Consider the following 21,996-nt stretch of genomic DNA (forward strand, 5'->3'; position numbering starts at 1 on the left):
GGGCCGGCGTACGACCGAGGGCCGGTCGTCACGCGCCGCAGCCCTCTCCGACGCAGGCTAACAGCCGCGCGTCGGCGGGCACGGCGCGTTCGGCGATCCGGCGACGGCCGATCTGATCATCGCCGCACCGGTCGGACCGCCTCCGACCCCCGGACGGACAAGATCCAGAAGACAACCGGACACAAACCTTACTTTCCCTGCGGCAAGGGACCGAGGCAGCCGCAACCCCTGGTTACGCTCGCGCCCGCACCTGCTGCCCCGTGCAGCGGGCCGGTGCTGGGTTCCACCGGCCGGTGCTTCCGACATCCAGGGGGACGATGTGAAGAGAAGACTGATCAGCCTCGGTGCCGCGCTCGCCTTCGCCGTGGGCGGCTCGCTTGCCGCCGCCGCGCCGGCGCAGGCCGCGCCGGTGGTCACGATCAGCAAGGTCTACTACAACTCGCCGGGCAGCGACACCGGCACCAACACGAGCCTCAACGCCGAGTACGTCCGGCTGACCAACACGCGCAGCGTCGTCGTCAACCTCAAGGGCTACTACCTGCGCGACAAGACCGGCTACGTCTACACGTTCACCACCGACTACAAGGTCGCCGCGGGGAACAGCATCATCGTCCACACCGGCAAGGGCACCAACTCCGGCACGCACCGCTACTGGGGCCGCTCCTGGTACGTGTGGAACAACAGCGGTGACACCGCGTACCTGCGCAACGCGTCGGGCAGCCTGGTCGACAGCTGCACGTGGGGCAGCAGCGGCAGCTACACCAACTGCTGACACCACCACACCCTCGCGGGAACGCCGGCCCGGCGGCGGACGGGCCGGCGTTCCGCGATCCCTGACTGGGCTTCCGTGGTGGCGGTGACGTCACCCGTAGGGTGGCCTCGTGATCACCTGCGTCGTGCACTACACCATCGACCCGGCCTGGATCGAGGCGTTCGAGGAGTTCGCGCGGGCGTGGATGCGGCTGGTGGCCCGGCACGGCGGCGTGCACCACGGCTACTTCCTGCCGGCCGAGGGCGCCAGCGACAAGGCCGAGGCGCTGTTCAGTTTCGACAGCCTCGCCGCCTACGAGCGGTACCGGTCGCGGTTCGGCACCGATCCGGAGTTCGTCGCGGCCGACCGCATCCGGGACGACTCGGGTTGCGTCCTGCGATACGAGCGGACGTTCCTGCGCCCACTCCTGCCGACCGACTGAGCGCCGCCCCTCCACCGCTGCTCGCTGGCCGGATGCGGGCTGCCGGGAGTCGAAGCTCATGGACAGCATCCCGAGGTGCCCGGAGACGAGTTCAAGCTCCGTATCCCGGGCCTCCTGGTCCTGGCGGCCGTCTGGGTCATGCTCGGAGGCGTCATCGGCGTCGGCAGCTTCGGTCAGATCTATCCGCTCACCGACAAGGACGGTTGGAAGAATCCGGCAGGGATTGCCGCCGCGGGATTCGGCGCATGTCTGGTGGGCCTGCTCGTCCTCGAGCCGTGGTCATGGTTCCCCAGAGCACGGCCGCGACGCTCTACCCTCACCACCGTGACGACCATCGAGGAGTACGAGCGGAACGTCTGGCCCGACCCCGGCCCGGACGCCACCTCCCTCGTTCGGCGCTGTGCTGAGCTGCGACGTAAGCCGGTGGCCGACTTCACGGTCGAGGATCTGCGCGTCCTGCTCGGGCAGGAGATCGGCGTTCCCGCCCTGCTCCCCCGCGCGGTGGCGGTTCTGCTCCGCGATCCGCTGGCCGAGGGCGCCTACCACCCGGGCGATCTGCTCTCCAACGTGCTGCGGCTGCGGGATGCGGCATGGTCGGACCTGCAAACGGAGCGGACGCAGTTGGCAGCGGTGTTGACCGAACTCATCGCCAGGCCGCCGTTCTCCGATCCCGACCTCAAGCCTGCCCACCCGGACCGACTGCTGCGCGACGCCGTCATGCGGTTTCTCGGCCGATGAGAGCGGTGGCGAGGTGATCGGCACGCAAGCCTTAGTGGCGGGGGGGCGGGTCGCGGTGTCCCATATTCAATCCCGGGATCACTCCGGGGACCTACCAGTGCCCGCCCCCCGTAGCCGCGCTGTCCCACGTGGGGTTGCTCTGACCGGCCAACTGCGGCGCACCGTAACAGGCAGCCAGGACGTTGGGGTTCCTGAGCGGGGGGATCAGGCCCGAGGTCTTCGGGAGCCTGCCGGCAATTGATCTCTGCCGAAGACCCCGCCGGAGGCATCGGATCGTGTCCTTGGCGCAGTCTGCAACCGGCCGATGCCGGCGCTGGAGCCGCCAGCAGGCCGAACGCGGTCGGCATTTCCCGCTTGCGGGCCGCCTTGACACGGGTAGGAGTTGGCGAGGCGATCGGGCATGCAGCGGGCGTGAAAGTCCAGGACGGCCGAACAGTGATCGATGATCAAGGCTGTGGCCTGGTGCCCCCGGCAGGATTCGAACCTGCGACACACGGTTTAGGAAGGCGACTGAGGGGGCGCGACGAACACGGTCCTGAACTGGGCGTCTGCACGACTACCAGTCCGGGTCCGGCAAGATCCTTGCTGGCATTCTGCACGGCGTCCGTCGCCCCGACTTTCGGCAACGCCTGACCGTCACCTCACGGCGCGGGCCGCCCAGCCTATTATCCGGGTGGTGCGGTACTTGACGCGATCCTTCGCAGTCGGAGCACTACGACGCGGCAAGGGGATCGAACAGTTCCTCGGGGTTGCTCGCGTCGCGGAGACTGCAGCGATCCGCTGGGTGGCGGTGAACCCGTGGGGTGACCGGTACAGGGTTTCGGTGCACACCGTCGAGGATCCTGCGGACGAGAACTTTCGCGACCTGGCGAACCTGCTCTCTCTAGATCCACTGAACGAGGACTACGTCGGCCAAGGCCGCGAGCTTGCCTTGGTCGCCAGCGAGTCGGAGGCAATCGAGCAGGCAGAGACGCTCACCGGCGCTCGGCCGGACCGGTGGGTCAACTTCGGCGTCGCAGGCGAGGACTATGCCGACCTTGTCCGGTCCGGGCGCGGGGCCAGCTAGACAAGACACCAGTTTGGAAGATCGTTCCGGGTGATCCACTCTGCCCGAAGTGTCTGGTCAGGGCGGTGCGTTCGTGACCGATTATGACCGCTTGGAGCTGCTTCCGTCGCTAGTTTCTGGCACGCATCCGGCAGGGCGTTGCGGTGGTCGTGGCTGCCCGGCGTCGTGCGGCTTACCGCCCCGGCCTTCGGGCCGGGGGCGGCTTGCCGTCGCGCCGGCTGGTCCACGGCCTGGTCCTCGTCATCCGATGGCAAGCCGCGCAGCGGCGCGGCAGTGATCGCCCCGAGTTCGTTGGCGAGCGACCAGCCACGCGATCGTCACGGCGTAGAAATCCGGGTCGCGCTCGCCGGCTCCGCCGCTATCGTGGCCGGATGCCGATCCTCGAACCGGTGGTAAGCCGAGTAGCCGCAGACATTGTGGCGTTCGACCTGTGGCCGGTCACGACGTCGGATACCGGCTGGCTGTCGCTGCACGGGGGAATGACGTCTGCTGAGATTGGCATGGCTGTTTGGTCGCTTCTGTTTCATAGCCCACCAACGCGCGACGACCTGATCGTGCCTGAGACGCCCGAGGCCGCGTTTCGACTGCTCGCCGGCTTCGACACCCTCTACGCTCCCGGCGGACTGCTTCTCTCCGACCCCATGACGGGCGTCGTCATCGAACCTGGCTGCTGCTGCGACCTCTTCGAGTGGCGAGACTGGCTCGGAGCCCTGCGTGGCGAACCAATCGATCTGGGCCACAGCCCAGGGCCTGAGGTCGAGTACCGCGGTCAGGTTCTACGCGTATGGACGGATGGCGGCGACGGCGCCCCGCCTTCACCGGACAGGAAGTACGTGGATGTCGACCGAGCAGCCCTGCCCGAACTGCTGCAGACGGCCCAACGCGACCTGATCGACCTTCTGAGAGTGGCGCAGGGGTGGGCCAACGAGATTGCCCCGGGCCAAGGTGCGGGCCTCGCCGCTGCGCTCGACGCAGGCTTGCAGATCAGCGAACCACTGGCGCTGTAGGTTCGACAGCTGTTCGGGCCTCTGTGGCATCCCGTGTCTGCCCGCCGCGCCGGCCGATGCCGGCCGGAGGCCGCCAGCAGGCCGAGTGCGGCGGGCGCGCCGCGCTTGCGCGGCGCCTTGATCCTAAAGAGAGCGTTTCGGCAGTGGCGCTGCTTGCCGGGCAAGCTGGCAGGGCGCAGCCGACAACTCGCTTACAAGCTCTGTGCACACTGTCCGCCTGAGTTCCTGCCTGACTGCTGCCTCGGCAGACCGTCCGTCGGGCGTCGGCGTTGGTTATCTTCGTCCTGGCTCGTTGCTGTCACGACTGCTGTCAGTCTTGCCGTTGTCTGCTCTGTCATCCGGCGGCTACCTGCTGGAATGGGTGCTGCAGACTGTGCCGATGCGTCGAATCATGATCACGGTCGCGTCTGTCCTTGTATTGGCCAGCACGGCTTGCAGCAGCACCGAGTCCGCCGAACCTGCCAAGTCCGCCGCTGCCACCGCGGCTGCTCCTACCCAGGCTGAGATGACCGCCAAGGAGAAGAAGTACTTGGCGGGACTCAAGAAGATTGACGAGGGCCTGGCGGCCAACGAGGAGCGGGCGATCCGCCGGGCGCAGAACATCTGCCTCGACGTCAAGGGCGGCGAGTTCAACGACAAGCAGCTAGCTGACCGTGCGGCGGAGCGGCTGTCGGGCGGTGATGCCACCATCGACAGCGCCCAGGGTGCCAAGGTGGTGGCGTTGGCGAAGGCCAACATCTGCTGACCTCCGAAGCCCAGGCGGCACGGTGGTTCATCTTCGAGAAGATGATGCCGTGCCGCCTCCAATCCTCGACACCGAGGCGGCACTCCTCTTCGCCGAGAGCGAGGGTGACCTCCGTCGGGGGGTTGCGGACTCAAGCTGCCGCTTGCTGCCGACTGGTGACAGCACCCGTCGACAAGCAGGTGCCGGCCGTCATCGCTTCGCGTTCGGGGCCGGCTCGCATCGGGGCTCGCGCTGCCTTCCTGCTGCCTCGTGTGGAACTCCCACCACAACAACGTTGGGATCTATGAGTTCTCGGCCCCAGCCTTTCGAAGGGCGACATTAGACGCGTTGCTCCAAGCCATCCGGCCGCAGGGCATCCGATTCGCGCATCACAAGTCCCGCCTTCCGGCATGGGTCGAAGCGGTACCGGTTCGAACTCGCCCGACCGGAAGACCCCGACGTACCGCCCCTGGAACACCGCCTCCTACGCGCGATATCCGCCCGCATCCGCTGGCGTGCTGACCTCGACACCGCACGGCTACGAACAGCCGCCGCTGTTTCGGCAACTGCCGCTCCCCTCTCCCCTGCTGCCTGAACCACTCGGAGGACAGAACCCCTGATGGAAAGTGAGCTGTTGACCGTTCCGGAAGTCCTCACCGTGCTCAACGGTGTGTCGCGGCGGACCTTCTACCGCTGGCGTGAGCTGGGCATCGCTCCGGAGTGCATCAAGCTGCCCAACGGTGAGCTGCGCATCGAGCGGCGAGACCTGCGGGCCTGGCTGGAGCAGCACCGGGAGGCGGCGTGAAGTCGCGGTCCGTGTGGGTCTGGGACATCCGCGTCAACCAGGGCGCCGGTAAGAAGAAGACGTACACCGTGCGCTGGATTGTCGGCGGGCGGGAGAAGTCGCGGAACTTCGCCACCCGCGCTCTGGCGGACAACCACCGATCGGACCTGATGCAGGCGATCAACCGGGGCGAAGCGTTCGACGTCGCCACCGGCCTGCCTGACTCAATGGTGCAGAGCAAGGGCGCGGTGTCGTGGCTGGAGTTCATGCAGTCGTACATCGACATGAAGTGGCCGGGTGCGGCGGCGAAGTCCCGGGGGAGCATGGTCGATGCGTTGGTGACGGTCACTCCAGTGCTGGTGCGTGACCAGGCGGGGCGGCCCTCGGCGGACCACCTGCGGCGGGTGCTACGGGATCACCTGCTGCCGCCCGGTCTCCGGGGATCGGAGGTCCCAGCGGAGTTAGGTCCAGCGTCGCGGTGGTTGCGGCGGGCTTCGCTGCCGGTGAGCGAGGTGGGCCAGCCTGCGGTCATACGCGCCGCGCTCGACGCCCTGGCGCTACGCCTCGACGGGCGGCCGGCGGCACCGACGACGGTGCGACGGAAGCGATCGGTCTTCTACAACGTGCTTCAGTACGCCGTCGAACTGGAGGCGCTGGAGTTCAACCCGGTCGACAAGATCCGGGTACGGGCACAGCGCGCGAAGATCGCAGAGGCGGTCGACCGGCGGGTGGTGGTGAACGGCCGTCAGGCCCGGGAACTGCTGACCGCCGTGTCCTACGTCGGCGAGCGGGGTCGGGTCGGCCGCGGTGAGCGCCTGGTCGCGTTCTTCGCATGTCTGTACTTCGCGGCGCTACGACCGAGTGAGGCGCTGGCGCTGCGCGAGCAGGACTGCCACCTTCCGCCGACCGGGTGGGGCCGGCTGACGCTGGTCGACAACCGGCCCCAGGCGGGCAAGCGATGGACCGACAGCGGCGAGGTACACGACCGGCGCGGATTGAAGCATCGGGCGGCGGCGGAGTCCCGGGTCGTGCCGATCCCGCCAGAACTGGTCGGCATTCTGCGGCGGCACATCGAGCGGTTCGGCGTCGCCGAAGACGGCCGGCTGTTCCGTAGCAGCAAGGGCAACGTGGTGGCCGCGTCGACGTACTCGCGGGTCTGGAAGGCGGCGCGGAAGCTGGCGCTGACTCCGGTGCAGGTGGCCTCCCCGCTGGCCGGGCGCCCGTACGACCTGCGGCACGCGGCGGTCTCGCTCTGGCTGAACTCCAGCGTTCCGGCGACCGACGTCGCGGCCCGCGCCGGGCACTCCGTCGATGTACTGCTGAAGGTGTACGCCAAGTGCATCGACGGACAGGAAGCGACGGTCAACCAGCGGATTGAGGCGGCTCTAGCCACAACCTAAGCTGGGCGACGAGCCTGGGGCATCAGGGCCGCTCACCTCAACGCCTATAGCCACAAGCGCAGTCTTCCACGCTATGCCAGCTCAGCATGTGGCGCTCGGCCCCTTCACTAGAGCTTGAGCGGCGAAGATCCTTACTTTGAGCCGACGAAGCGTGCCCGCTTTGGCAGTAATTTAAGATGACGAGTAGTAACCCTAGATCACGTTGCGTTTCTTGCGAATTGGACGCATGCTAGCCCCATGACAGCCGCAGCCCGCGTCATGGATGAGCAGACAATCCTGCCCGATGCCGCCAACAGCGCGGAAGTCGTAGACCTGCTCCAGGTCCTACGCGACCGTGGCCACAACGTGCCCGAGGCGCGAGCACGCCTGGTGAGCGCAGACGGCACTAGCACCAAGCCCCTACCCGACGGCCTGCACGACATCTTGGTCAAAGCGCTTGAAGCCTTGGCCAGCGGCTACGCCGTCACGATCGCGCCGCAACACACCACACTCACCACACAGCAAGCAGCAGACATGCTCGGGGTATCACGACCAACTCTCACCAAGCTGCTGAACGAGGGAAAAATTCCGTACGAACGGCCAAATAGTCACCGCCGGATCAAGCTAGCCGACGTGCTCAAGTACCAAGAGCAGCGGCGGCAGGAGCGGCGGCAGCTGCTTCAGAGCATGACGGCAGAGAGCCTTGACATGGGGCTCTACGACTTGCCGGCTGGCAACCTTGAGGAAGGCGGCGACAACAGAACGTGAAGCCGAAGCTTCCGCCAGGCATCCGCACCGCCTAGGCTCACTTGGTGCCGTTCTCTGCCCTACTCGATGCGAACGTCCTGGTTCCAAACGCGCTCCGCGACACTCTTTTACGAGTCGCAGAGGCGGACTTCTACCGTCCGCTTTGGAGCCAGGACATCCTCGCAGAGACGCGGCGAACGATCCTAAGACTCCGCCCAGACGTGGACCCCCACCGGCTCGACACGATGTTCACGTGCATGAACGCGGCGTTCAATGACGCCCTCGTCACGGGCTACGAGCCTCTCGTTGAGGGCATGACGAATGACATGGGTGACCGACATGTCCTAGCTGCGGCCGTCGCGGGCCGGGCGGACGTCATCGTGACCAACAACGTTAAACACTTCCCGCAGGCTGCGGTAGGACCCCTCAACATAGAAGTACTGAGGCCCGACCGCTTCCTCTGCCTGCAATACGACCTAGCCCCGGCTCCGGTCGTGGAGATCATCAAGAGGCAAAGCGACGAGACTGGCCGCGCGGCCGGGAAGCCCCGACTGAGCGTCGAGGAGCTGCTTGAGGTGCTCAGCAACGGGGGCGCACCTAGGTTTGTTGAACACATCCGAGGCCACCTAGCAGCAGCGAGGCTCCGACCGCGCTCCCCGAAGGAGCCCACCCCTCGTCTGGTCGAGTCGTAGCAGCCACCAGGCAGGGCCCACTCCCGTCTCGGACGGTTAGTGATAACCGCGACGCTGTTCCAGCGCGCCTCGCTGCTGCGGACGCGAGGCACTGGAGGGCGCCCCTCTACGAGTCAAGATCGATCCGTGAATAGTCCGCGAACGGCGACAATCAGCGACTCAGGGTGGCATGCGGCTGCTCATGCCTCCCGATCGATGCGGAAGCATGCCCGCAGTTCAAGGCAGGTATTAACCGATCTTCGAGGTGCCCCCGGCAGGATTCGAACCTGCGACACACGGTTTAGGAAACCGATGCTCTATCCCCTGAGCTACGAGGGCGCGAGGGCCTAGTCTAGCGACCTGGGGTTCACCTGGGGTGGCAGGGAGTGGCCCACGTTCACCCGCGTTCCCCGGAACCCCGTTCGCCCAGCCCAGGACCACAGCCCGAGCACACGAACCCCGGTTTGCGACCGGCGGTCGGCCATGGTGACCCACGTTGGCACCGGTTCGCCCGGGTTGGCATCCGCTGGAGAGCACACACCGCGCACATCATCGAAGATCATGATGCCCGCTCCCCCGCCCAGGATCCGCCGGCCGGCAGTAGCGCGGCTCGGCGGCAAACCCTCCGCAAGCTATGTTCGCCGGCTCAGCTCAAGACGCCGACGCTGGGTCAGCGCTCGGGATGAGTCCAGCACAACACTCAGCGCCCGGATCGACCGCGGGCTGTGCTGGACTCGCTCCCGCAGCCCGCCCTTCTGCGAGTCCCCTGAGTCGGATCTTTCCGCTCATGAGGTGCGCCACCACTGTCACAGGCGTCGGCGCGCGTCACGGGTTCGGCAGGGTGGTGCGCCAGGCGGCGGCGAGTGCTGCCACGTCGGGGTGTCGGTCGGCGGGTGCCGTGGTGGTGGCGCGGACGGCTACCTGTTGCTGGTGGCGGGAGCCGCGCCAGCCGTGTGAGGAGTCGAGGAGGTGGTGGATGGTGCGGCCGAGGGTGTAGACGGTGGTGCGCTGGTCGATGACGGCGCCACGGACGAGTTCTTCGGGGGCCATGTACCGGCGGGATCCGGGGAGGCGGTCGGTGTCGAGGGTGAACGGCCCGGGACGGTACTCGTCGAGGTCGATCAGGTGTAGTCGACGGGCGCCGAAGTCGTAGAGGAAGCAGCCGTCGTAGAGGTCGACCGCGACGTAGCCGGCGACGGCGACGGCCAAGTGCGCGTCGAGGATGGTGTCGATAGCCCTTTCGACGTCGCGCAGGGGTAGTTGCTGGAACCGGTACAGGGCGCTGCGGTCCGAACCGTGAACGGTGGCGTGGTTCAGCACGCTGCCGTCATGCCACGGGTAGACAAGTGTCGGCCCGTCGAGGACGTATTGGGGGCGCACGATGGCCGGGTGCCGGACCGCGGCGTGGAACCGGGCGGCCCGCCGCAGGGAACGGCGGCTTCGTACGGTGGTGGCTGTCTTGACGAACCAGCGGCGTCCGGATACCTCAACGCCGTAGGAGACGCACCCGGAGTCCTGGGCGTCGAAGACCACGAACGCGGAGTCCAGGGTTAGCTCCATCACGTAGAGAACAGTAGGGCGATATCCGTTCGCAGAGCGCAAACGCCGCCCGCAGCGGACGTGGAGAGTCCCATGGTTGTGGCATCGTGTCACCGCAGAGGGAGGTGACGCAGGTGGATGTGTCGTCCGCGCCGACAAGGTACGCCGAAGCGTTGCTGTTCGCCGCGGAAGTGGTCGATGCGGCCACCCGCCCTCCACACGGTGACCACGGCGAGGAAGTGCTGCGCGATCCCTACGCGCGGGAGATGTTGAGGCATCAGCGCGACTGGTCGTGGTGCGACAGCCGGCAGGATGTCGACCTTGCCGCCAGCGGGGCGCTGCGGGCCACCGTCGAGTACGTCGCTCGTCGTCACGCCACAGCGCTGCCCGACTACACCGGTCGCGCCGGTGAACACTGGCCCGACGTCGATGACCGCCTGGCCCGGCTGGCCTCGGCGCTACGCTTTGCCGCCGAGGCCGCCGAGCAGGCCTGGCCGCACCGGCTGCAGCAGGTCCTGGCCCCCTGGGTACGCCAGCGGCTCGCCGCGCTACTGACCACCACAGGACGGGCGGAAGGGCTGGGCAGCCTGGACGCCCGCGTGCGGCGCGCGGTCGCGCTGGCCTTGCAGTACCGGTCGGTGCGGCACGAGCTGTTCGCCGACCACCACTGGCAGGGGCGACCGGCGGCACCGTGGTGGTGCCTCGACGGCACGCTCGCCGCCCGCTCGCCGTTCGACGGCTACGCCACCGGCCAGGTGCCGTCCTACGCCCTGCGACTGACCCACCTCGACCTCACCACGGGGCGAGGCAAAGGTGAGCTGACCGTCGCCCACTCCGGCACCACCCCACTCACGGCATACCCGGTCACCATCACCGACAGCGCACCGACACTGACCACCGACACGGAGGCCGAACACCGGACAGCGGTGTGCGACGCGATGTCGGCCCTCGGCGTCACACACGCCGGAAGAGAATAAGGACCGTCTGATCACTGGCGTCCCTGCGTTTCCTCCGACCAAACGTTCGGCACCTCTACAAGCCGCGCGAATCTGCTCATCTGACAGAAGGCGGACCTTAATAAACAGCCGCAATAGCTGCATTAATGGCGCGGTCGTGGACAACCCCCGATCTCGTAATCCTCGCCTGCATTTCGGCGCAGTCGACGATAGTTAGGTGATTGGCGAGTGGACTGACGCCACCATCAATGCAGTACGCGACGCTGATCTCAGACTCCGCTACGAAGCTTTCAACCTCCACAGCTGTGATCGCTGGACCTAACGTGTTAGCTGGGTCCGAAAGGTTGGCCGTGGTGGCAGCGACAGGAACGCGGCTTTGCCGGGCAAGTTGACCGAGTAGGCCTGAGTCGAGGGTTACGAGAGCGTTGGGTACGCCGACAGGCTGGAGCTGCTGGGCGTGTTCGGAGTCTCGCCAACGGAGAATCATAGCCAGATCGCCGGGCCAGAAAGCTGAGGCGAGTCGGATCGCGGCCGGTGTCATGACGAACAATTCGTTGGCTGCGACGAGCGATGGCAGTATGTAGGCCAACGACTTCGACCGTGGCCGACCCTTGCCAGCGTAGATGCGCGCGCAGGCGTCGTGGTCGCGCGCGTTGGCGCAGATCATGTACCAGCGTCGGGTTGGGACAACGACAAGCTCGCCGGCTTCGAGCGCTTCAATCGCGAGCGGGAGTTCGTCGGGACGGATCAATTTCACGGCATCAGCCCTTCAACCCTCGGAGTGATATTCTGCTCTGCACGAATCTGGTGCTGCCCAACTGCGGCATCGGCCGGGATGTTGCGAACCGTGGCCGCGAACGCAGGACGGTGCTGACCGTGCCCGACGCCACCTGATTCGCCATTGTGTCGGCCTTGGACGCCGGAATCTCTATCGCACTCGAGCGGCAAGTGGCGGGAAGTCGAGCCACGGGTCGCGAAGCGCGTCGAGACGGCGGCTGGCATGGCGCACGTGGGATACCCGGAAGTAGGCCATGATCCGCGGGTGGGGGGTCAAGTTGCGGCCAACGGCGTGAGGGACCAAGTGGTGCATCAGCAGTACATCACCGGGCTTGCCGAGTAGCGGGGTACCCTGCTCGGCATCGATGTGCGGGGGCACTTGGGCGGTGACGCCTAGCGACCACTGAGTCCGGAACCACTCCGCCATCCGCAGGTGTCCGCCGATGACGTAACGCAGGGCGCCACCGGCTGGGTCGCTGATGTTGGAAAGCACGACACCCACGAGAAGCGAGAAGGTGCGTAGTTCGGCGGGGTCAAGGTGTGGGCAAGCGACGCCGTCCACGTGCATGGCCTTTTCGGGCTGCGCCTGGCCACAGTCGCGTTCCGGAACGCGGATCTGGATCTGCGTAGTGGCCACCGGTGCCACGTCGCCAAGGAGTTCGCCTGCGAGCCCGGCCACACCGGACTGAGCGAACAGCGCGAGCAGGTCCTGATGGTCGCTCAGGTGCGGGGCGAAGGTCCGCTGCGTGAACTCAGCGAGCCGGCGTTGATCTAAGTCGGTGCGGTACCAGTCGGTTACCAGCGCCGTCGCGCAGTCAATCAAGTGCGCCGGAACGAAGTTGCGTTTGACGACCAATCCCTTGGTGGTGAAGGTGGACAGATCGTCAGCGGTGAGGGACATGGTCGTTTCCCATCATTGGCGGACTACAGATGTTGTAGAACCTGATCGGATGCGTCCAGGGCGCTGGAGATGATGGCTTCCCCCAGTTCGGCGGAGGCCAGCCGCGGGTCACCGCCAATGATGCCGAGGCTGGCGATGCGGTCATCGCCCGAACTCCACGGCCACGTGGTTCCGCGGTCGAGGATGAGTCGCTGGGTTTCGTTGTGACGGGCCGGGTCGTCGGCGAACGTCTCGGGTAGTCGATTCAGGTGCACGTCGTTGGGGGCGAGGGTCAGCATGATGCTGGTCTCTTTCACGCCGGCGTGGATCTCCGGCGGGGCCGACGTCGCGTCTGCGGTAGAGAGTGAGCTGGGGTGGATGATGCAGACCCGCACCTGATGCGTGGCCTGCAGTTCGTAGCCAACTGCCTCGAGTACGCCGCGGTTGCCGCCGTGCCCGTTGACGATGAGCAGCCGACGGGCTGGGGTGGCTCGCGCGAACTCACCAACGATGGCATTGAGCAAGGTCGCAAGTGCGCCGATCCTGAGGGAGACGGTGCCGAGCGCCCACGAATGCTCCATAGAAAGGCCGTACGGCAGCGCGGGGAGCGCCCAGAGGTCGTGTTGGTTGCCGTAGCGGTCGATGAGACGGTTGGTGAATTGCGTGGCGATGACGGTGTCGGTGTGCAGGGGCAAGTGCGGGCCGTGCTGTTCATATGAGCCGATCGGCAGACACAGGACCGATTTCTCGGTTAGCTGCGTCGCGATCTCCGGCGCGGGGAGCGATCCGTACCAACGGTTCATGCCCGTTCTCGCCGGCCGATGCGGATGAGGAACTCGTTGTCCTCGGCGAAGGTGTCGGTGTCGCTGTATCGGGCAAGGGTGGCACGGACAGCGCTGTCGAACTCGCCGAGTCGGTCGCCAAACAGTTGTGGCGCGGCGAACGAGGTGGAGTGCAGGTACCCAAGGACGCTGTCGGCGGTCCAGGTCCGGTTGACGGGCACAGTGTGCTCCTCGACCTGGCTGAACGGCGACTCACGCATGATTTCGCTGTACGGGCGGTTGTGATGCTGGAACGTGCGTTCGCCAGCGCGACGCTGCTCGCCGAGGAAGTCCTGGATGACCGCGCGGATTGCGGCCTTCCAGTCGCTGGTAGCGGTCCAGAAACTGTTGTCGCCGAAGATCGCGACCGCGCCGTCCGGGCTGACCTGCGCGTCCAATCGGGTCAGGATCGCGGCCTGGTCGAGCCAGTGGAACGCTCGGCAGATCGTCACCAGTTCGGCCTGCCATCCCGCCGGTGGTGTGAACTCCTCCGCCGTGACCTCCTGCAGCCGCAGCTGAGCGTCTGCGGGTAGCTGCGGGCGGAGCGCGTCTTCGGCAGCGGCGAGCATGTCTGGGTCGTTGTCGATGGCGATGATGTCATCGAAACGGCCGAGCAGAGCCTCTACCACGAGGCCGGTGCCGGTGCCTACGTCGAGTAGGCGCCGCGGCTCACCGGTAGGGACCGCGGCATCCAACACGTCGGCCACGGTCGCCGGGATGCCGGGCCGGTACTGCCGGTAGAAACCGACGGTTCCGTGAAACAGACCCATGATCATCTCCATGTAGCGAGTTCGGTGAGGTGCTGGCTGGCGGCGGTGAGATCAGCTGCCACGAGCAGGTCAACGTCGTCGAGCCGTTCGGGCTGGGGCACTGGTCGTCCGTTCGACACCCAGATGACGGTCGTGCCGGCAGTTCGGGCACCGATGACGTCACAATCCCAGTCGTCGCCGATGTGCACCATATTCGCCGGGCTGCTTTGGCACGCGGTGGCCACGCAATGGAAAGCGGCTGGATCGGGTTTGGCGTAGCCGGTCCGACAGGAGGGGAAGTAGTCGGTCACCCACGGAGACAGCAGGGTCCGCAAACGGTCAGTATCGGCCTCCAGGCAGCTCGCATTCGACAACGTGACGATGGTGGCGTGCCGACTCATAGTCCGCAGTGCCGCTCCTGCCCCTGGCAGGAGCTGCGCCGGGGGCGACTTGGTGGGTGTCGGGAAGGCGCTCACGGGGATCTGCAGCGCATCGCAGACCTCCGCAATGACTGCGGGATCGATCGAGGCTCGGGTGTACAGCTGCTGGCGGATGATCGAGCGCGCGTCGGCGGGCTTGAGCGGCGAAGCCTTCGCCAAGATCGTGGCCACTGTGGGTCCTTCGAACTGGCAAAGGGTGCCCCCGACATCGATGCTTAGCAGTATCCGTTTCACGAGGCACTATCCACTGCTGGCAGGGCAGTGACAATCGCGTCGATCCTGGCCTGCCGGATCGCCGGAGTGTTTGCCTCGGCGAGGAAGGTGAGCGCGTAGCGGCGCTCGGCCTCGTCTAGGACGGTTAGGTCACGGCGCGCGGCATGGACTGCGGTCGCCAGGTCGTCGGGTATCGACCGGGTGCGCCAGTCGTGCGGTAGGTGCAGGATGCCGGCCCACGGTCCGGCGGGAGGTGCGTGCGTCGAGTCGTTCGGACAGCACGAGCAACGTGCCGTTCGAGTCTGCTGCGACGGTCCCGGTGATGGGCAGGCGCTGAATGGTTTCGGGCATCAGCAACTCCTCGGCGTGGCGCCCAAGCCCGGAGACTTGGGAACGGTGATCACTCCGTGTGAGGGCAGCCAAGGCTGTGCATACCTTCGCTGCCGTACCGGTTCCCAATGCAACCGGTACTCGACCGCGGTGATCGCATTCGGATAGGCAGCGGCGAGGTGAACGGCCGGAACAAATGAGCGGCCGTGCGGGTAGACCGGCACGCCGAGCGTTTGCGCCGCGGTCACCAGGTCGACCGCGCGTGTGAGTCCGCCGCACGCCACCACGTCAAGTGTGAACGCCTGTAGCTTGAGTCGGAGAATCGCCGCAGCGTCGGCATGCACGAGAAGCCGTTCACCGAGGGCCAACGGGATGTTCATCGCCAATGCCCCATACGTGTTGAGATCACATTGTGGTAGTGGGTCCTCCAGCCAGCGCAACGAAGCCGGGTCCAGCTCATCGAGGAACAGGGAGGCGAGTTCGGGATCCCAGGTGAAGACGGCGTCGAATGCGGCGTCCCGCCTGAGCGCTGCCTCCATCGCCCGTACCGCCACGGCGAGCCGGACGGCCTCCGCCTTGCGGTCGTCGGTTGCTGGATTCTTGCGCAGGCCCCATTTCGTAAATTGCCATCCGTCGCGGTTGACGCGCTCGACGGCCGCGACGGGTATGCCATTTGTTACGTCGAGGCTCAGCCATGAGGCGTAGAGCGACACCCGCCGCTGCGGTGTCGCTGCAAGCAGGTCAGCGACAGGGACTTGGGCAAGTTGGCTATGTAGGTCCCAAGCGGCGCAATCCACCGCACCGACGGCCCACGATGCCACCACGCTTGTGTCTGCCCGGATCGCCCTACATAGGGCCGCATGGAGTCTCTGGTGGTCGTACACCGGCTCGCCGAGGACTGGGAGCGCCAGGACAGCCTCCACGTACCGTCCAATCTCCGCCGCCACCGGCCCGTACCAGCCGATCGCCCCGGCCGTGTGAAGGGCAACGAACGTGGCGTCCTCGCCCAACCCGGCTTCGGTCGTGACGACGCGGACAGCCCCAATCCTGGCTACCATCAGCGCTTCCGTTTGGCTAGTAGGGCCTCGGACGCCGAGGTAACGCCGGCGACATCGAACCCGGCGTGCGCCGCCAGCCTCTCCTGTGGCATCGGGACCGACGGCTCGGCCCAGCCGATTACGTCAACGTCGCGGTTCAGCCGACCGCCGAGCAGCCCCCAGATCGCGGCCGCGTGCCCTAGCGTCACGATGAGGACGGCGGCGTGACTTCCGAGGTAGTGATGCAGGTCCGGGTCTGCAAGCGCCGCCAGGTCGTGGACGTTGACCACCCGGATCCGAAAACCAGAGCAGCTGCGGATCCCCGCAACGGCGTCGGTGACCACCGCCGCGGCCAGATCGCCGGCGCACACGAGCGTCAGGTCTGGCTCGCCCTGGTCGCTCAGGTGGTGCCAGACCGCCAGGCCGCAGTGACGCTCTTCATCGATCGTCTCCCGGGGGTGGGTCATGGTGGTGTGCTTGCCAGCGACGATGACATTGACGCGCCCCGTTGACCGTAACGCCTCATCGAGTGCGACAGCGACCCGGCCTGAGTCGGCGGGTGTGAAAACGCGTACGGCCGGGTCGCCCGTCGCTAACAGCGCCGTGATCAGGGAAGGGTCTCCGTGGCTGTACACGTTGTGCCAGCCATACGAGGTCAACAGCAGGTTGATGCTCGGCAAGGCATGCTTGATGAGCCGCCGTTGCTTGAGCTGCCCGACCAATCCGGTCAGCAACAGCGAAGCGAATGCCTCGTACGAGACAATCAGGCCGCGATGGCCTGCCGCCGTCCACCCGGCAGCCCAGCCGAGGAGCACTTCCTCAGCAAGCACCTCATGCGTCCAAGCTTCGCCCTCCAGGTCGCCCAGCCGGTTCGACCGCAGTTCGTCCGGGCTGAAGACCTTGAGGTGGCCGGTTGCGGCGTGCGCCCGCAGAACCGCGGTTACCTCCGTTGCGAAACCCCTGCCCGCTGCCGGTGCTGACGGAGGCAACGGCGGGGTGTCCGGTACCACGCTGCCAACGTCAATGAGGTCCAGCGCGGACGCGAGCGCACCAAGGGGATGAGCGTCGGCGTCGAACAGTTCGCTGGGCCGGTAGGACGACAGCCAGGCACGCAGCGCCGCCAGCTGACAGGGATCGCCAGTGAGGTTTGTGAGCGGTGTTTTGTGCTCCCCAATGGGGCCGGACCAGCCCTTCACGCAGCGTAGGAATACCACACGCTGTGCTCCATTTGCGGTTGCCTCGACGCCGGCCACGAGGACCCGGTGAAACTCGGCATGCTCGACCAAACCGGCGCCTGTCCCAACTTCTACGACGACCGGCTCCCAGCCCAGACCGCGTGCGTAAGCGCTCACCTCCTCGTCGCTCATGCCACCCAGCAGCGACGGGCCGCCCATTCGATGGCCGTTGAGATGTACGACCGGTAGCACCCTGCTGCCGGATAGCGCGCGGTGTGCCAGCCAGGACGCCGCTGCGGTCGGTGTCTCGCATTCACCGTCACCGATGATCGGCACGACGACACGGTTCGGGTGGTCCAGCGCCAGGCCCTGGGCGAAGGCGAACGCGCCTCCGAGCCACCCGCCCATATACGCACCGGCCGGCAACTCGGGATGAACCTCCGAGCCGAGCGCGTCTCCGTCCGGGAACGCCGCAGCCAGCGCCGCCAGCCCATCAGCGTCGCGCCCGTACCGTGGATCCATTTTGGCGATGTCGCCAGTCATCCAGGCCAATGCACGCTGGACGACACCAGCATGGCCGGCTCCCAGAATTGGAACTAACTGCACACCGATGCCGCAGCCTGCGGCGAGGCCGGCATGCGCTAGCACCCAAGCCGTGCCGGGCACTGTGCCCCAATGACCTGCCGGGCGCGGCTTAACGTCGGACTCGTCAAGGCAGTCGACAGCGAGCACGTTCGACCGAAGGTGAAGCTGTGCAACCGACAGGTACGTGAGCGCCCGCCAAAGGGCATCCGCAAGATGGGCGAAATCCACCGACACTTCAGACTCTCACCAGTCGTTCGCCAGCAAAGGTGAAGTACCACAACGGCCGGTAGCACTCCCACGCCTGCGGCCGCAACCCACGCCCACCCAGAATCTGTTCGATCGATGCCCTGGCTTGCAGATAGAACTCCAACTGTTCGGCGCCCGGCGTCCGCAAACCCGCCATGATCGAGTTGTGGGCCTGGTACACCTGGAAGTTGGGAAACTCGGTCACGTGTTCGCCGAGTGCGGCCACACCGGCTCGCATTTCGGTGAGTGGATCGAGGCCCACGATGTAGGTAAACGAGGTGTCGAGTCCCGCTTGGCGGGCCCGACGGAGCAGGTCGGGCATGTCGACCCGTCGGAGCCGTGCCTTGCTCGCCTTCAACAGCAGGTCACGCCGGGTGAAGCACTCGGCCGTCAACCGCAGCACGAACGGCGCGACGCGAGCAGCAAGATCGGCGAAGGCGGCGTCGGACTGGATGACCGACGTCAGGAAGCCGATCCGGGCGCCGATACCCTGCGAACCGAGCGCGGCCCGCAGGCCTACCAGATGAGCAACGGCGGCGTCTTCCCGCTCGAAGCACCCAGTCGAGACAGTCACCTCGCGGAGTTCGTTCAAGTTCCGGCGCGGGTGCTGCTCAACCAATGCCGCCAGCAGTTCGGTGAGCTCCCGCTCCTCCGAGAAACGCGGGTCAGCGGCAGCTTCCAGCGTGTTCGGGCAGAACGCGCAGCCCACACAGCGGCTCCGGGCGTTCGGGTTCAACGTCGCGGCCCTGCCACCATCGCGGAAGTAGCCTCCAACCGCCTCGTCGGCATCGATCCGCTGGACAGTGCCAATACACTGCCGCCCCAAATGCAGATCGTGATCCACAAGACGGAACGGCGACCCTGCCGCATTCAGCGGCACGATTACCTTCCATGAAACCCTCGGCACCGAGACAACTGTTACGCCCACTCGAGCTCGGTGCTGACAGCTATCCGACGAAATTCCGTATAGGTTCAGCGCGATCAGCACAGCATCCTCGACTGGCACCTCGTACCGAGCGGCCAGCCTGGCTACCTCATCCATCTCCAGCTTGATGTTGGACGTCGCTATAGGCATCCGAGCCTGCCTTCGAATCGTGGACCAAGTCCCGCATGCATCGTGGTCGGCGGAACTCCGCTGGCCTCCGACGAGGCCAGCCTGACAACCAGACCCCCTTGCTTGCGTCGATCTCTACGGATCGGCAGTTTCACCCCGGACATGGGCGCCGGAGGCGATCGGCGATCTTGCGCGGTCGCGGTAGCCGTTGCCTTACGCCGGTGGCCCCCTCGCGCAGTTAAGCTGGGCGACCCGCGGAATTGAGTCTGACATTTCTGGGAATTGCCTCGGCTCCAGTCTGATACAGCACGTCTCACCATGCCGCTTCTTGTCCATCGACGGAAGCCGCTCCAGTCTCTCGAAGACGGGGCCCGCTGTCGACCCCCATGGTGGGGGGCCACGATGGGGGTAGCGGTCGCCACTGCGGCGAGGATCATTTGAGGCACCGGCGCTTTCGGTAAGGCGCCGAACCGCTTGTCGCCAGCGACACGAAGTGATCACATATCGATCAAGGTCGTTCGTTTGACGGGAGGTTGTCGTGGGCGTCCAGGTCGATCCGTCTTGGTGGACGTCGGGCGTCTGGGAGGGTCGACCGATCCGCGACTTCCTGGAGCGCCGTGACGTCGCCGCCACGTTTCGATTCCTACATGCGCGTGGGGTCTCCTACGGCACCATCGCCGCGTTGGTCGGCGTGTCCGCGAATCGAGCCGCCGAGATCACCAAGGGCAAGCGTCAGGTAACGGCCTACGACGTCCTCGAACGCATCGCGGTCGGACTAGGTGTTCCCCGGGCCTGGATGGGCTTGGGCCAGGACGCGACGGGCGATGCGAGGCCCTCGTTCGACCGGGAGATGGAAGGTTCAGCGGACCTCCCAACCAGCGGGCGACCAGCAGGAGGCCGGCCCGATGAAATGATCACCGCGCTCGTCCGGCTTCGTACCGGGCTGGACGAGGCGCTCGCCTCATCAACCGTCGCTCCGCGACAACTCGACCTGATCGAGGAAGCGGCCGGCGAGCACATGCGGATCTATCCGGCAGCCCCGCCTAGGGTGATGCTGTCGCGGCTGGCCGCCGAGTGTGTCGAGGTGCAGACTCTGTCCCGGCGTAGACAGCCAGCGGCGGTTCAGTCGCGGCTCTCCGGCGCGGCGGCTCTGTTAGCGACCATGTGTGCCGACGCGCTCATGCGGCTCGGGAACGTGGGCGAGGCACGCCTGTGGTACCGGACAGCGATCCACGCGGCAGATGACAGCTCGGACAGCCGGCTACGGGTGCTGGTCCGCGCCCAAGCGGCGATGCTGCCCTACTACTTCGGTGACCTGCAGCAGACGGTCGTCCTGGCGGAGGCAGCGCTGGCGGTCACCGCGACGCCGTCGTCCTCCGCGGCGCTTGCCGCGGCGGGACGCGCCCGGGCGCTGGCCCGGCTCGGATCGGCCGAGCAGGCGCGGCAGGCGATCGTCCAGGCCCGGCAGATGTTCGACCAGGTCGGCGATGACGACAGTGACACGGCCTTCCGCTTTCCGATGAAGCGCATGCTGTTCTACCTGTCCGGAGCGAGTACCTGGCTGGGCGACACGAGCGAGGCCTACCGGGTGCAGGACGAGGCACTGCGCCTCTACGGGCCGTCGCCTTCGGTGCCGATCGATCCCGCTCTCCTCGCGCTCGACCGATCGATGTGCCTGGTGCGTGACCGGCGAGCGGCAGAGGCCGCAGCGTCGGCGCTCGACGCCGTCGCCACCCTGCCCGAGGCGCAGCGCACGGAGATCGTCCTGACGAGGGCGAGCGACGTGGTCTCGGCGATTCCGGTGAGACATCGCGGCAGCGAGACCACCGAGTTGACGGACTATGTGCGCGCCTGCCGGGAGCGCGCCCGTACGCTTGCTGCCGGAACTGCCGCGCTCGATTCCTAGGGGCCCCATGTTCGTCGAAGCGCGAACACGTCCGGCGCTCGCCGAGGTGTGTCGTCGCCTGGAGCTGTCCGACGCCGACGCTGTCCTGATCCGGCATCACACGAACGCGGTGTACGCGGTCGGCGACGTGGTGGTCAAGATCGCTCCGGCGGAATTCGGCGTGGAGCGTATGAGTGCCGTGGTGGCCGTCGTGCGGTGGCTGGTTGGTCAGGGGTTCCCAACTGTTGGCCTCAGCTCGCGCCTGCCTCAACCCATGCTGGTGGGCGAGCATGCCGTGACTGTCTGGCAGCGGCTCGATCCGGCGAACGACACTCCGGTGACAATGGCCGAGTTGGGTACTCTGCTCCGGCAGTTGCACGCCCTGCCGGCTCCTCCGGTGAGCCTGCCGACCTTGGAGCCGGTGGACAGCATCCGACGGTCAGTGCAAAGGTCGACCATCCTCACCGCGAGGGACCGTGACCTGCTGCTGAAGCGTCTCGAACCACTCGCGGCCCGCTGGCGTGAGATGAGCTTTCCTCGGGGCGCGAGCCTGATCCAGTCCGATCCCCAGACGCGCAACGCACTACGCCGCTTCGACGGCACGCCAGTACTTTCCGACTGGGACGGCGCCGCCGTCGGTCCGCGGGAATGGGACCTGGCCACCGTCGCTGTGCACTGTCGCCGATTTACCCCACCGGGCCCTGCCGCCTTCTCTGACTTCACCGCTACATACGGCTGGGATGTCACCTCGTGGCGCGGCTTCGAGGAGTTGTGCCAACTCCGCGAACTACAGATGATCGCCACCAACGCCCGCAAGTCCCGTCCCGGCACCGATGCCGAGGCCGAGGTGCTCCGCCGCATCATCGCCCTCAGACGGGGCGACCAGGAAGTCGTCCGGTGGCGCATCCTCTAACCTCCCGGCCCGGCTTGACGGTCGGGCAGTCAGAGCCCTCCGCCGGGACAGTCCGTTCCGCCTCCAGTCGTCGGCGATACAGACCAT

Annotated in this window: 22 protein-coding genes, 1 tRNA gene and 1 pseudogene; 13 read left to right on the forward strand and 11 right to left on the reverse strand. The window is 66.6% G+C overall.

Translation table 11 applies throughout. The features are described 5' to 3' along the window. The first annotated feature begins 319 nt into the window (after positions 1-319). From ABUL08_RS20345 to ABUL08_RS20390, 10 genes are all read left to right on the forward strand, one after another. Complete coding sequence (locus ABUL08_RS20345) at positions 320-772, forward strand: lamin tail domain-containing protein (RefSeq protein WP_350931527.1); 453 nt, start codon at positions 320-322, stop codon at positions 770-772. 109 nt (positions 773-881) lie between these two features. After that, positions 882-1,193, forward strand: coding sequence for an NIPSNAP family protein (locus tag ABUL08_RS20350; protein WP_350931528.1), 312 nt, complete (start codon positions 882-884; stop codon positions 1,191-1,193). Positions 1,194-1,268: 75 nt separating this feature from the next. Further along, positions 1,269-1,931, forward strand: coding sequence for a contact-dependent growth inhibition system immunity protein (locus tag ABUL08_RS20355; RefSeq protein WP_350931529.1), 663 nt, complete (start codon positions 1,269-1,271; stop codon positions 1,929-1,931). A gap of 676 nt (positions 1,932-2,607) precedes the next feature. Continuing rightward, complete coding sequence (locus tag ABUL08_RS20360; protein WP_350931530.1) at positions 2,608-2,997, forward strand: hypothetical protein; 390 nt, start codon at positions 2,608-2,610, stop codon at positions 2,995-2,997. Positions 2,998-3,368: 371 nt separating this feature from the next. Beyond that, positions 3,369-4,004, forward strand: a complete 636-nt coding sequence (locus ABUL08_RS20365; protein WP_350931531.1) for a hypothetical protein — start codon at positions 3,369-3,371, stop codon at positions 4,002-4,004. Positions 4,005-4,296: 292 nt separating this feature from the next. After that, a complete protein-coding gene (locus ABUL08_RS20370; RefSeq protein ID WP_350931532.1) occupies positions 4,297-4,749 on the forward strand; it encodes a hypothetical protein in 453 nt (150 codons plus the stop codon). Positions 4,750-5,362: 613 nt separating this feature from the next. Next, the gene (locus ABUL08_RS20375) at positions 5,363-5,533 is read left to right on the forward strand and encodes a helix-turn-helix transcriptional regulator (protein ID WP_377522382.1); all 171 of its coding nucleotides are present in this window, start codon (positions 5,363-5,365) and stop codon (positions 5,531-5,533) included. Further along, entirely contained in the window at positions 5,530-6,912 is a 1,383-nt protein-coding gene (locus ABUL08_RS20380) for a tyrosine-type recombinase/integrase (RefSeq protein ID WP_350931533.1), read from the forward strand. Before ABUL08_RS20375 ends, ABUL08_RS20380 begins: the two co-directional genes overlap by 4 nt. Before the next feature lie 237 nt (positions 6,913-7,149). After that, a complete protein-coding gene (locus ABUL08_RS20385) occupies positions 7,150-7,659 on the forward strand; it encodes a helix-turn-helix domain-containing protein (protein WP_350931534.1) in 510 nt (169 codons plus the stop codon). A 44-nt stretch (positions 7,660-7,703) separates the two neighbouring features. After that, positions 7,704-8,330, forward strand: a complete 627-nt coding sequence (locus tag ABUL08_RS20390; protein WP_350931535.1) for a PIN domain-containing protein — start codon at positions 7,704-7,706, stop codon at positions 8,328-8,330. A 245-nt stretch (positions 8,331-8,575) separates the two neighbouring features. Here the strand turns inward: ABUL08_RS20390 and ABUL08_RS20395 are convergent. Both ABUL08_RS20395 and ABUL08_RS20400 read right to left on the reverse strand, forming a co-directional pair. Continuing rightward, positions 8,576-8,648, reverse strand: a tRNA-Arg gene (locus ABUL08_RS20395). Between the two features lie 486 nt (positions 8,649-9,134). Continuing rightward, a complete protein-coding gene (locus ABUL08_RS20400; RefSeq protein WP_350938740.1) occupies positions 9,135-9,869 on the reverse strand; it encodes a protein kinase family protein in 735 nt (244 codons plus the stop codon). Positions 9,870-9,973: 104 nt separating this feature from the next. Here ABUL08_RS20400 and ABUL08_RS20405 point away from each other — a divergent pair, with 104 nt between their 5' ends. Beyond that, positions 9,974-10,825 (forward strand): hypothetical protein, encoded by an 852-nt coding sequence (locus tag ABUL08_RS20405; RefSeq protein WP_350931536.1) that lies wholly within the window; start codon positions 9,974-9,976, stop codon positions 10,823-10,825. Between the two features lie 97 nt (positions 10,826-10,922). Here ABUL08_RS20405 and ABUL08_RS20410 read toward each other — a convergent pair whose 3' ends face one another. From ABUL08_RS20410 to ABUL08_RS20450, 9 genes and pseudogenes are all read right to left on the reverse strand, one after another. Continuing rightward, on the reverse strand, positions 10,923-11,561 hold the full coding sequence (locus tag ABUL08_RS20410) for an L-threonylcarbamoyladenylate synthase (RefSeq protein WP_350931537.1): 639 nt from the start codon (positions 11,559-11,561) through the stop codon (positions 10,923-10,925). 171 nt (positions 11,562-11,732) lie between these two features. Continuing rightward, a complete protein-coding gene (locus ABUL08_RS20415; protein ID WP_350931538.1) occupies positions 11,733-12,482 on the reverse strand; it encodes a phytanoyl-CoA dioxygenase family protein in 750 nt (249 codons plus the stop codon). Positions 12,483-12,505: 23 nt separating this feature from the next. Beyond that, positions 12,506-13,264, reverse strand: a complete 759-nt coding sequence (locus ABUL08_RS20420) for a creatininase family protein (protein WP_350931539.1) — start codon at positions 13,262-13,264, stop codon at positions 12,506-12,508. Next, positions 13,261-14,058: a class I SAM-dependent methyltransferase gene (locus tag ABUL08_RS20425; RefSeq protein ID WP_350938742.1), complete on the reverse strand. Its 798-nt coding sequence runs from the start codon at positions 14,056-14,058 to the stop codon at positions 13,261-13,263. The genes ABUL08_RS20420 and ABUL08_RS20425 overlap by 4 nt, the downstream gene beginning before the upstream one ends. After that, on the reverse strand, positions 14,055-14,642 hold the full coding sequence (locus ABUL08_RS20430; RefSeq protein ID WP_350931540.1) for an HAD family hydrolase: 588 nt from the start codon (positions 14,640-14,642) through the stop codon (positions 14,055-14,057). Before ABUL08_RS20430 ends, ABUL08_RS20425 begins: the two co-directional genes overlap by 4 nt. 392 nt (positions 14,643-15,034) lie before the next feature. Beyond that, a complete protein-coding gene (locus ABUL08_RS20435) occupies positions 15,035-15,727 on the reverse strand; it encodes an enolase C-terminal domain-like protein (protein ID WP_350938744.1) in 693 nt (230 codons plus the stop codon). Positions 15,728-15,760: 33 nt separating this feature from the next. Then, positions 15,761-16,072: pseudogene (locus ABUL08_RS20440) on the reverse strand (hypothetical protein); the annotation flags it as partial. Continuing rightward, positions 16,072-18,045, reverse strand: a complete 1,974-nt coding sequence (locus ABUL08_RS20445; RefSeq protein ID WP_350931541.1) for a phosphoketolase family protein — start codon at positions 18,043-18,045, stop codon at positions 16,072-16,074. The pseudogene ABUL08_RS20440 and the gene ABUL08_RS20445, both read right to left, overlap by 1 nt. 1 nt (position 18,046) lies before the next feature. Beyond that, on the reverse strand, positions 18,047-19,132 hold the full coding sequence (locus ABUL08_RS20450; RefSeq protein ID WP_350931542.1) for a hypothetical protein: 1,086 nt from the start codon (positions 19,130-19,132) through the stop codon (positions 18,047-18,049). A gap of 517 nt (positions 19,133-19,649) precedes the next feature. On the opposite strand from ABUL08_RS20450, the gene ABUL08_RS20455 reads away from it, so the two are divergent. Further along, the gene (locus tag ABUL08_RS20455) at positions 19,650-21,017 is read left to right on the forward strand and encodes a hypothetical protein (RefSeq protein WP_350931543.1); all 1,368 of its coding nucleotides are present in this window, start codon (positions 19,650-19,652) and stop codon (positions 21,015-21,017) included. A 7-nt stretch (positions 21,018-21,024) separates the two neighbouring features. Next, a complete protein-coding gene (locus tag ABUL08_RS20460; RefSeq protein WP_350931544.1) occupies positions 21,025-21,909 on the forward strand; it encodes a phosphotransferase family protein in 885 nt (294 codons plus the stop codon). Positions 21,910-21,996: the final 87 nt, after the last annotated feature.

The organism is Micromonospora sp. CCTCC AA 2012012 (assembly GCF_040499845.1).
GTDB lineage: Bacteria > Actinomycetota > Actinomycetes > Mycobacteriales > Micromonosporaceae > Micromonospora > Micromonospora mangrovi.

What these genes read in the sequence shown, in the direction of transcription:
- ABUL08_RS20365 (WP_350931531.1), top strand. Translation starts at nt 3,369, where the DNA reads ATGCCGATCCTCGAACCGGTGGTAAGCCGAGTAGCCGCAGACATTGTG.
- ABUL08_RS20385 (WP_350931534.1), top strand. Translation starts at nt 7,150, where the DNA reads ATGACAGCCGCAGCCCGCGTCATGGATGAGCAGACAATCCTGCCCGAT.
- ABUL08_RS20400 (WP_350938740.1), bottom strand. Translation starts at nt 9,869, where the DNA reads ATGGAGCTAACCCTGGACTCCGCGTTCGTGGTCTTCGACGCCCAGGAC.
- ABUL08_RS20415 (WP_350931538.1), bottom strand. Translation starts at nt 12,482, where the DNA reads ATGTCCCTCACCGCTGACGATCTGTCCACCTTCACCACCAAGGGATTG.
- ABUL08_RS20420 (WP_350931539.1), bottom strand. Translation starts at nt 13,264, where the DNA reads ATGAACCGTTGGTACGGATCGCTCCCCGCGCCGGAGATCGCGACGCAG.
- ABUL08_RS20425 (WP_350938742.1), bottom strand. Translation starts at nt 14,058, where the DNA reads ATGATCATGGGTCTGTTTCACGGAACCGTCGGTTTCTACCGGCAGTAC.
- ABUL08_RS20450 (WP_350931542.1), bottom strand. Translation starts at nt 19,132, where the DNA reads ATGCCTATAGCGACGTCCAACATCAAGCTGGAGATGGATGAGGTAGCC.
- ABUL08_RS20460 (WP_350931544.1), top strand. Translation starts at nt 21,025, where the DNA reads ATGTTCGTCGAAGCGCGAACACGTCCGGCGCTCGCCGAGGTGTGTCGT.